Source organism: Streptomyces durocortorensis (genome assembly GCF_016901035.1).
Classification (GTDB): domain Bacteria; phylum Actinomycetota; class Actinomycetes; order Streptomycetales; family Streptomycetaceae; genus Streptomyces; species Streptomyces durocortorensis.
Genome location: NZ_JAFEUF010000260.1, coordinates 1 through 8,801 on the forward strand (window position 1 = coordinate 1; position 8,801 = coordinate 8,801).

Consider the following 8,801-nt stretch of genomic DNA (forward strand, 5'->3'; position numbering starts at 1 on the left):
CGCGGTGCCGGGGCGCCGCTCGCAGGAAGGGGGGGAGGCGGGGCGGTCAGGCGCGCGGGCGCAGGCCGAGCTTCCGGCGTGCCTCGTCGGGCGTGGCGACCCGGGAACCCAGGGATTCGGTGATCTGCACGGCGCGCTCCACCAACTGCCCGTTGGTGGCCTTGACGCCCTTGCCCAGATAGAGGTTGTCCTCCAGGCCGACCCGGACGTGTCCGCCGAGCAGGATCGACTGGGCGACCCAGGGCATCTGCATCCGGCCCAGTGCGAAGCTCGCCCACTGCGCGCCCTGCGGAAGCATGTTGACCATCGACTGGAGGACGCCCGGGTCGGCGGGCGCGCCCCACGGAATGCCCATGCAGAGCTGGAAGACCGTGGGATCGTCGAGCAGCCCCTCGGCGAGGAGCTGCTTGGCGAACCACAGCTGCCCGGTGTCGAAGATCTCCAGCTCGGGCCGGACCCCGAGTTCCTGGATGCGCTTCGCGCCGGTGCGCAGCATGTCGGGGGTCGAGACGTAGAGGTTGCTGCCGTCGCCGAAGTTGAGCGAACCGCAGTCGAGGGTGCAGATGTCCGGGAGCAGGTCCTCCACGTGCGGCAGCCGGTCCAGCCCGCTGACCAGGTCGGTGCCCGGGAGCTGACGGAGCGGGGCCTCCGGGTCGATGACCAGGTCCCCGCCCATGCCGGCGGTCAGGTTGATGACGACGTCGGTGCCGGTCTCCCGGATCCGCTCGACGACCTCCCGGTAGAGCCGGGGGTCGCGGGAGGGCGCGCCGGTCTCCGGCTCGCGGACGTGGATGTGGACCACGGCCGCGCCGGCCCCGGCGGCCTCGACGGCGGAGGCGGCGATCTGCTCGGGGGTCACCGGGACATGGGGGCTGCGGCCGACGGTGTCGCCGGCTCCGGTGAGGGCGCAGGTGATGATGACGTCCTGGTTCACGGGCATGCGGGAACGTCTCCTCTCGGGGATTTGGGGATTTGGGGGAGCTGGGCTGGTCGGGGGTCGGGGAAATGGGCAGCCCGGGGTTCGGGCAGGTGGGTGTACGGGGTCGGCGCGGGCGTCAGCCGGCCGCGGGTGCGGTCAGGCAGGCGTCCACGTGGGCGATCAGCGCGTCATGCATGGCCTGGGCGCTCGTGCCAGGTACGCCGGTGCCGGGTGCGCCGCTGCCCGGGGGCCCGGGCTCGGTGGCCAGGACCTGGGAGGCCAGCCCGTCGATCAGCGCGGTGAGGGCGAGGGCCGCGCCGTCCGCGTCGACCGGACGGAACACGCCCTGCTCGACGCCGCGCCGGATCACATCGGCGACCGTGCCCCGCCACTGGCGGTAGTAGTCCACGTGGAGCCGCCCGACCGTGGTGGACCGGGCGGCCTCGGCCCACAGGTCGAGCCAGACGCACCACTGCCGCCGTTGCTGTTCGGTGCGGGGCGTCTGGAGCTCGATCAGCCGGCGCAGTTCGTCCCCGGCGTGACGGGTGCCGGCCGTGGCGTCGGCACGGCGACGCGTGTCCTCGTCCATGCACCAGCGGACCGCGGCTTCCAGCAGTTCGTCACGGCCGGGAAAGTGGTAGTGGATCGCCGCCGTACTGGTGTGGCAGGCCGCGGCGATGTCCGCGACCCGGACGGCATGGAACCCGCGCTCGGCGATGAGCCGGACGGTCTCGCGCACGATCTGCAAGGGCCTGCCGCCCTCCGGCGAGGGCGAGGACGGGCGAGGCTGCGACGGGGAGCGTACGGCCGGCGGCGTCGGTACCGCGCCGCCCGCCGGACTGCCGTCGGCCGCGTCGCCCACCGGTCCGGCGGTCGTACCGATCAGCCGGCCGACGTCCACGCCGCCGATGTCCGCGATCCGGGCCAGTTCGGCGGCGGTGAAGCGTCGGGTGCCGTTCAGGGACCGGGACAGCTTCGACGGATCGATGACGATCCGCCGCGCGAACTCGCGCGCGCTCACCCCCGCCGCGTCGATCACCTGTCGGACCCGTGCGGCCACCTCGTCCTGCTGCATGGTCAGCCACCGTAGCCATGTGTTGAGAAAACCTCAACACAAGCAGGCCTGGAACTGCATCAAAAAAGGCGTTGCGGTTCTGACTGACGCATCAGTCAGAACCGCAACACCCTTCCCGCGCGCTGTCCGCCGCCCTACGGGCGAAGCCGCGGTGGTCACTCCTGGACGAGCATCCCGCTCCGCAGCTTGCCCAGCATCCGGCTCAGCAGCCGGGAGACGTGCATCTGCGAGATGCCGAGCTCCGCACCGATCTGTGCCTGGGTCATCTCCTGGCAGAAGCGCATGTCGATGATCCGGCGTTCCCGCTCGTCCAGTTCGTCCAGCAGGGGCGCGAGGGCATGCAGATTCTCGACGGTCTCCATGGCGGGGTCCGGATCGCCCAGCACATCGGCGAAGGTCCGTCCGGCGGTCTGGCCGGGCCCGGCCTCCGCGGTGTCGGTCGGCATGTCCAGGGAGCCGGCCGTATAGCCGTTGGAGGCGACGATCCCTTCCGTGACCTCGGACTCCTCGATCCCCAGGTACTCCGCCAGCTCCTTCGCCGTGGGATCCCGGTCGAGGACGCCTGCCAGCGCCTCCTTCGCCTTGGCGAGGTCGACCCGCAGTTCCTGGAGACGCCGCGGTACGTGCACCGCCCAGCTGGTGTCACGGAAGAACCGCTTGATCTCCCCGACGATGTACGGCACCGCGAACGACGTGAACTCGACCTCCCGGGAGAGGTCGAAGCGGTCGATGGCCTTGATCAGCCCGATGGTGCCGACCTGGACGATGTCCTCCATGTCGCCGCTGCCCCGGTTGCGGAAGCGGTTGGCGGCGAAGCGGACGAGGGACAGGTTCATCTCGATGAGGGTGTTGCGCGCGTACTGGTACTCGTGCGTGCCCTCCTCAAGGACCTGGAGACGGTCGAAGAAGAGACGGGAAAGCCGACGCGCGTCCATCGGGGCGATCTTCCCGGCGTCCTCGATCCACGGGAGCTCATCGGCGGTGCCCGTCCGCTCCGTACCGGCTGTCTGCGCGGTCTGCGCGGTCTGCACGGTCATGTCGCTTCACGCTCCCTGGTTCGTAGGCCCTCAGACCTGTTCGCCTTCCCAGGGGTACGGCTCTCATGCGTGGGGGAGGGAGTTGATCTGGCCACCCGGCGTGAGCTGGCCGGAAGCAGCCGGGGTTCGGCTCTGAGCCACCGTCATGTGAGGGGCGTGAGCCCTGGAGGTGCACAGAACCGCCCCACCGGTACGGGGGAGCCCGGTGGGGCGGTCGCCACCAGAGTGCCACAGGCGAGCGGGCGTTGGGACCGGACCGGCGCGTATTGGCCTACGGATGAGTCGATTTCGCTGCTCGTCCATGCGGACGTCGGACGTATGGGCGTGCGGGCCGCGACGGCTCCCGATGATTGCGGTGTCATGAACAGATCCGCCTCCCGGAATACGCGCCGTGTCCACCGGCCTTCTCTCTCCGGCGGGTGCGCCGCTACCGGACGCGGACCCCCCCCCGCCGAGGAAACCGCGCGATGGACGGAACGAGACCGAGGAGACCATGACCCAGAACGACACCCGGCCCCGGGCCGATGCCTCTTCCCGGCTCCACCCGCTGGACAACCCCGCCCGGTCCTCGCTGACCGGTCCGCACGCCCACTTCGCCGAGAGCCGCGGACGGGTTCTGCGCTACCCCGCCGACGTCACCCCCTGGATCGCGCTCCCCGACGCCCCGGACGCCCAGGACTGGGCGGATCTCGCGGCGCTCGCCGGGCCGGGCGGTTCCGTGGCCCTGGCCGCGTTGCGGGAGCCGCCGCCGCAGGACTGGGAGATCGTCTTCCGGGCCGAGGGCGTCCAGCTGGTCGACGCGTCGGTGGACGCCGTGCCCGACCCGGAGGCGGTTCCGCTCGGCCCCCGGGACGTGCCGGAGATGCTGGACCTGGTGGCGCGCACCCGCCCCGGCCCCTTCCTGCCGCGCACGGTCGAGCTGGGCATGTATCTGGGTATCCGCCGGGGCGGCGCCCTGGTGGCGATGGCGGGGGAGCGGCTGCACCCGCCCGGCTGGACCGAGATCAGCGGCGTCTGCACGGACGAGTCCGTACGGGGGCAGGGGCTGGCGAGCCGACTGGTCCTGGCGGTCGCCCACGGGATCCGAGAGCGCGGCGAGGCGCCGTTCCTGCATGCGTCCGCCTCCAACACCGGGGCCGTACGGCTCTACGAGTCCCTGGGCTTCCGGCTTCGCCGGCGTACGGAATTCCTCTCCGCCCTCGTCCCCGCCACGCTCCCGTCGGCCGACGGGAGCCGCAGGCCCTCGCTGCGCTGACCGGGCCGCGGGAGCGGTTCCGCACCGGCCCGGTCCCGGCGTTGCGCCACCGGTAGGCGTAGCCCCGCATTTCCGCAGGAAGGGACCTCAGGCACCGTCGGTGCAGGCCGGAGGGCCCGGGCCGAAAGTCCCGGGCGGGACCTTCGGCACCCCCTCAGGGCCCTAAGCCCTCCTGCGCGGACGCCCGCCTCCCGGTCAACTGGAAGGGACCGGCCGAAACTGCGGGCGGCGCCGAGAGACCAGCGGGAGGACAGGCCGTGCCCATGAGGTTGCTGGACATGGCACAGAAGCCGCAGAAGCAGAGGGGGGTGGGGGGCCGCAACGGTGCCGCCCCGGCCGCGGACGCGGGCATCGCGGCGGTGTCCCAGGGCCGGATCGGCAACTGGGCGCTGGTCGGCGGACTCGCGCTGCTGACCGTGCTGGTCGTCCTCCTCGACGCCACGACGGGCAACGACCTGCGGGTCGTGCCGTTGCTCGTCGTCGTCCCGGCACTCGCCTCCGTCTACTGCAGCCTCCGCCAGACCATCTGGGTCGCGGTGTGGATCACCGCGGTCGTCGTCGGCTTCCGGGCCGGCGCGGACGGCACCTTCTGGGACTTCGTCTTCGGCATCGGCTTCGCCGTACTGGCCTGTGCCCTCGGGGTCGCCGCCTGCGCGGCCCGCATCCGGCACGCCACCGAGATGGCGCGGCTGCGGTCCGCCGCCGTCACCCTCCAGCGCCAGATCCTGCGGCCGCTGCCCGTCGTCACCGACCACGTCTTCGCGTACGGGCTCTACGAGCCGATCGAGGAGGACCGCTTCGTCGGCGGCGACATCTACGAGGTCGTCGAGTCGCCCTACGGAACCCGGGTGATCATCGGGGACGTCCAGGGCAAGGGGCTCGCGGCCATCGGCGCCGGGTTCGCGGCCATCGCCGCGTTCCGCGAGGCGGCCATCCGCGAACGCACGCTGACCGGGGTGGCCCAGGCGCTGGAGGACGCCGTCGTCCGGCACAACGAGTTCTCCGCCCAGACCGGCGAGGCCGAACGCTTCGTGACCGCGCTGGTGCTCGGCTTCGACGGGGGCGGCCGGGTGGAGGCCGTGAACTGCGGTCATCTGCCGCCCCGGCTGCTGCACGACGGCCGGGCCTCGGCCGTCACGCTCCACCGGACGTCGGTCCCCCTCGGCCTGGCCGGGCTCAGCCAGGAGGCCCGTACGGCCGAGTCCTTCGACCTCCCGCCGGAGGCCACACTCCTCGTCGTCACCGACGGGGTGACCGAGGCCCGCGACACCGCCGGGGCCTTCTACCCGCTGGACGACCGGGTGGCTGCCTGGGCCGGGCACGGGCCGCGCGAACTGCTCGACGCGCTCCACGCGGACCTTGAGGACTTCTCCGGAGGCGTCCGGCGTGACGACGTCGCCGCGCTGGCCCTGCTCCGCGCGCCCGCTGCCGTACCCGCCGACGCGGTCGCCGGAGACGTGAACCGCGCCGACGCGGTCCGCGGCGGCAGCGTCATCGGCGTCGCCGCCGGGGGGAACGACCGGCAGGCCGCCGCAACCGCAGCCTGAGAGCGGGCCGCGCCCGCAGCGGCCGCCCCTGATGTCCCCGCTGTCTCCACGAAAGATGTCCCCACGAGACGAATGTCGCGTGGGGACATTTTCAGGTGTACGGTGCATGTATGACTCCGGAACGGAAGATCCCGGAACGGCGCAGCCGTAAGGCGCGCCGCACCCGCGACACCCTGGCGCAGGCCGCGTTCGAGCTCGTGCTCGACCGGGGGCTGCGCAACGTGACGGTCGAGGAGATCGCGGAGGCCGCGGACGTCGACCGCCGTACGTTCAGCCGGTACTTCGCGAGCAAGGAGGCCGCCGCCCTCGACTCCCTGCGGGGCGACGGCGACCGCATCAACGCGGCCCTGCGCGCCCGTCCGGCCCCGGAACCCCCGCTCCTGGCCTACCGGCGGGCCGTCCTCGACTGGCTCGCCGACCCCGGGGCGGAGCCCTGGCACCGTCGCCCCCGGATCTTCGACCTGCTGGTCGTCGCCGAGGAGGAGCCGACCCTCTACGCCGTCTTCCACCACATCAGGGTGGACGCGCAGGAGGACTCGGTCGCCGTCGTCGCGGACCGGCTCGGCGTCGATCCCCGGCAGGACATCCGACCCGCCGTGACCGTCGCCGCCGGAGCGGGCGCACTGCTCGCCGCGCAGGCCGCCTGGGTCCGCGGGGGCCGGCCGGACGCCCTGCCCGAACTGGTCACCGAGGCCTTCGACGCGCTGGCCGCCGACCTGCTCGGCGAACCGCGCCCCGGTCCGGAACGGCACCGCAGCGCCACTCGCACCATCGGCACCACAGAAGAAGCAGCAGAAACAGAGGCAACCTCATGAGCAGCACCGAGCACAGCACCAGCACCACCCCCACGCCCGCCCCCGCGGACCGGACCGAGTTCGCGGGGCGCACGGCCCTCGTCACCGGCGGAGCCTCCGGCATCGGCCTCGCCCTGGCACGGCGGCTCGCCGCCGGCGGCGCGGCCGTGGTCGTCGCCGACTACGACGAGGAGAACGCGCGCAAGGCCGCAGCCGAGCTGGAGCGCACCGGCGCCAGGGCCGCCGCTGTCGCGATGGACGTCACCGACCCGGCCTCCGTGGAAGCGGGCGTGCGGTTCGCGGTGGACACCTTCGGCGCCCTCCACCTGGCCGTCAACAACGCCGGTATCGCGGGCCCCAGCAGCCCCACCGGTGAGTACCCGGTCGAGGACTGGAACCGCGTCGTCGCCACCAACCTCAGCGGCGTCTTCCACTCGATGCGCTACGAACTGCCCGCCATCGTCGCGGCGGGCGGCGGCGCGATCGTCAACATGTCGTCCATCCTCGGCACCAACGGCTTCGCGGGCTCGCCCGCCTACGTCGCGGCCAAGCACGGCGTCGTCGGCCTCACCAAGACCGCGGCCCTCGAATACGCCGCCCAGAACGTCCGGATCAACGCGGTCGGCCCCGGCTTCATCGACACCCCGCTCCTGCGGAACGCCGACCCGCAGGCCCGCGAGCACCTGATCTCCCTGCACCCGGCCGGACGCCTCGGCACCGCGGAGGAGGTGGCCGAACTCGCCGCCTTCCTGCTCTCCGACAGGGCCTCCTTCATCCACGGCAGCTACCACCTGGTGGACGGCGGCTACTCCGCCCCGTGACGGATGCCCCGAGTGGCGGGCGGGGGACACGAGGGCGACAAAGAGAACAAGGAGAACACGGGGGCCGGCGAGACCGGGCAAGAAGCAAGGAAGAAGCGAGGAGATCCATGAAAGCCGTTCAGTACCGCTCAGCCGGCGCCGCCCCCGAGGTGGTCACGGTCCCGGATCCCGAGCCCGGCCCCGGCCAGGTCCTGCTGAAGGTCGCCGCCGCCGGGGTCTGCCACTCCGACATCGCCGTGATGAGCTGGCCCGCCGACCAGATCCCCTTCCCCCTGCCCCTCACCCTGGGCCACGAGGGCGTCGGCACGGTCGCCGCCCTCGGTGACGGCGTCGACGGCTTCGCGGTGGGCGACTCCGTCGCGGTGTACGGCCCCTGGGGCTGCGGTACCTGCGTGAACTGCGCCGAGGGCAAGGAGAACTACTGCCTGCGCGCCAAGGAACTCGGCATCATGCCGCCCGGACTCGGCGCACCCGGCGCGATGGCCGAGTACATGATCGTCGACGATCCCCGCCACCTGGTCCCGATCGGCGACCTCGACCCGGTGAAGACGGTGCCCCTGACCGACGCCGGACTCACCCCGTACCACGCCATCGTGCGCTCCCTGGCGAAGCTCGTGCCCGGTTCCACGGCCGTCGTCATCGGCACCGGCGGCCTCGGCCATGTCGCGATCCAGCTGCTCCGCGCCATGACGGCCGCCCGGGTGATCGCCCTCGACGTCACCGAGGACAAGCTCGCCCTGGCCAGGACCGTCGGGGCGCACGAAGCGGTCCTCTCCGACGAGAAGGCGGCAGCCCGCGTCAGGGAACTGACCGGCGGCCTCGGCGCCCATGTGGTCCTCGACTTCGTCGGAGCGCCGCCCACCGTGCGGACCGCCGGAGCCGTCGCCCGCGTGGACGGCGACGTCACCATCGTGGGCATCGGCGGCGGCGCGCTCCCGGTCGGTTTCGGGACGCTCCCGTACGGGGCCAATGTCTGCGCCCCCTACTGGGGCTCGCGCAAGGAACTCGCCGAGGTCCTCGACCTGGCCCACGCCGGAGCGGTGGACGTGCACGTGGAGACGTACTCCCTCGACGAGGCCCCGCTCGCGTACGAGCGCCTCCACGAGGGCAGGATCAACGGCCGGGCGGTCATCCTCCCGAACGGCTGAGACCAGTGTGCGGTCCGCGCACGGCTCAACCCCCGGCGCGCGGCCCCCGTCCCCGTCCCGGCACGCGCGGCCCGCCCCCACCGTGACCCCAGGGGGGGGGGGGGGGGGGGGGGGGGGGGAACCCGCAGAAATACCCCCCCCCGGAGACCCGGCGCCCTTAAAAATGGCCACAAAGGTTAGATAAGGAAGTAAATAAATAGCGTAA

At 72.5% G+C, this 8,801-nt stretch carries 8 protein-coding genes; 5 read left to right on the forward strand and 3 right to left on the reverse strand.

Annotated elements, in window-relative coordinates; genetic code table 11:
- Nucleotides 1–46: 46 nt before the first annotated feature.
- From JS521_RS30460 to JS521_RS30470, 3 genes are all read right to left on the reverse strand, one after another.
- Nucleotides 47–940, reverse strand: a complete 894-nt coding sequence (locus tag JS521_RS30460; RefSeq protein WP_205086161.1) for a beta-keto acid cleavage family enzyme — start codon at nucleotides 938–940, stop codon at nucleotides 47–49.
- Between the two features lie 115 nt (nucleotides 941–1,055).
- A complete protein-coding gene (locus JS521_RS30465; protein WP_205086162.1) occupies nucleotides 1,056–1,994 on the reverse strand; it encodes a TetR/AcrR family transcriptional regulator in 939 nt (312 codons plus the stop codon).
- Between the two features lie 155 nt (nucleotides 1,995–2,149).
- Nucleotides 2,150–3,031, reverse strand: coding sequence for an RNA polymerase sigma factor SigF (locus tag JS521_RS30470; RefSeq protein WP_205086163.1), 882 nt, complete (start codon nucleotides 3,029–3,031; stop codon nucleotides 2,150–2,152).
- Between the two features lie 493 nt (nucleotides 3,032–3,524).
- On the opposite strand from JS521_RS30470, the gene JS521_RS30475 reads away from it, so the two are divergent.
- The 5 genes from JS521_RS30475 (at nucleotide 3,525) to JS521_RS30495 (ending at nucleotide 8,596) form a co-directional block, all read left to right on the forward strand.
- Entirely contained in the window at nucleotides 3,525–4,286 is a 762-nt protein-coding gene (locus JS521_RS30475) for a GNAT family N-acetyltransferase (protein ID WP_205086164.1), read from the forward strand.
- 278 nt (nucleotides 4,287–4,564) lie between these two features.
- Entirely contained in the window at nucleotides 4,565–5,833 is a 1,269-nt protein-coding gene (locus JS521_RS30480) for a PP2C family protein-serine/threonine phosphatase (protein ID WP_239488058.1), read from the forward strand.
- A gap of 110 nt (nucleotides 5,834–5,943) precedes the next feature.
- Nucleotides 5,944–6,648 (forward strand): TetR family transcriptional regulator, encoded by a 705-nt coding sequence (locus JS521_RS30485; protein ID WP_205086165.1) that lies wholly within the window; start codon nucleotides 5,944–5,946, stop codon nucleotides 6,646–6,648.
- Nucleotides 6,645–7,448 (forward strand): SDR family NAD(P)-dependent oxidoreductase, encoded by an 804-nt coding sequence (locus JS521_RS30490; protein WP_205086166.1) that lies wholly within the window; start codon nucleotides 6,645–6,647, stop codon nucleotides 7,446–7,448. Before JS521_RS30485 ends, JS521_RS30490 begins: the two co-directional genes overlap by 4 nt.
- 107 nt (nucleotides 7,449–7,555) lie before the next feature.
- Entirely contained in the window at nucleotides 7,556–8,596 is a 1,041-nt protein-coding gene (locus JS521_RS30495) for an NAD(P)-dependent alcohol dehydrogenase (protein ID WP_205086167.1), read from the forward strand.
- Nucleotides 8,597–8,801: the final 205 nt, after the last annotated feature.

Coding starts and splice junctions, on each gene's coding strand:
- JS521_RS30475 (WP_205086164.1), top strand. CDS start 3,525: ATGACCCAGAACGACACCCGGCCCCGGGCCGATGCCTCTTCCCGGCTC.
- JS521_RS30460 (WP_205086161.1), bottom strand. CDS start 940: ATGCCCGTGAACCAGGACGTCATCATCACCTGCGCCCTCACCGGAGCC.
- JS521_RS30495 (WP_205086167.1), top strand. CDS start 7,556: ATGAAAGCCGTTCAGTACCGCTCAGCCGGCGCCGCCCCCGAGGTGGTC.
- JS521_RS30480 (WP_239488058.1), top strand. CDS start 4,565: ATGGCACAGAAGCCGCAGAAGCAGAGGGGGGTGGGGGGCCGCAACGGT.
- JS521_RS30490 (WP_205086166.1), top strand. CDS start 6,645: ATGAGCAGCACCGAGCACAGCACCAGCACCACCCCCACGCCCGCCCCC.
- JS521_RS30465 (WP_205086162.1), bottom strand. CDS start 1,994: ATGCAGCAGGACGAGGTGGCCGCACGGGTCCGACAGGTGATCGACGCG.
- JS521_RS30485 (WP_205086165.1), top strand. CDS start 5,944: ATGACTCCGGAACGGAAGATCCCGGAACGGCGCAGCCGTAAGGCGCGC.
- JS521_RS30470 (WP_205086163.1), bottom strand. CDS start 3,031: ATGACCGTGCAGACCGCGCAGACCGCGCAGACAGCCGGTACGGAGCGG.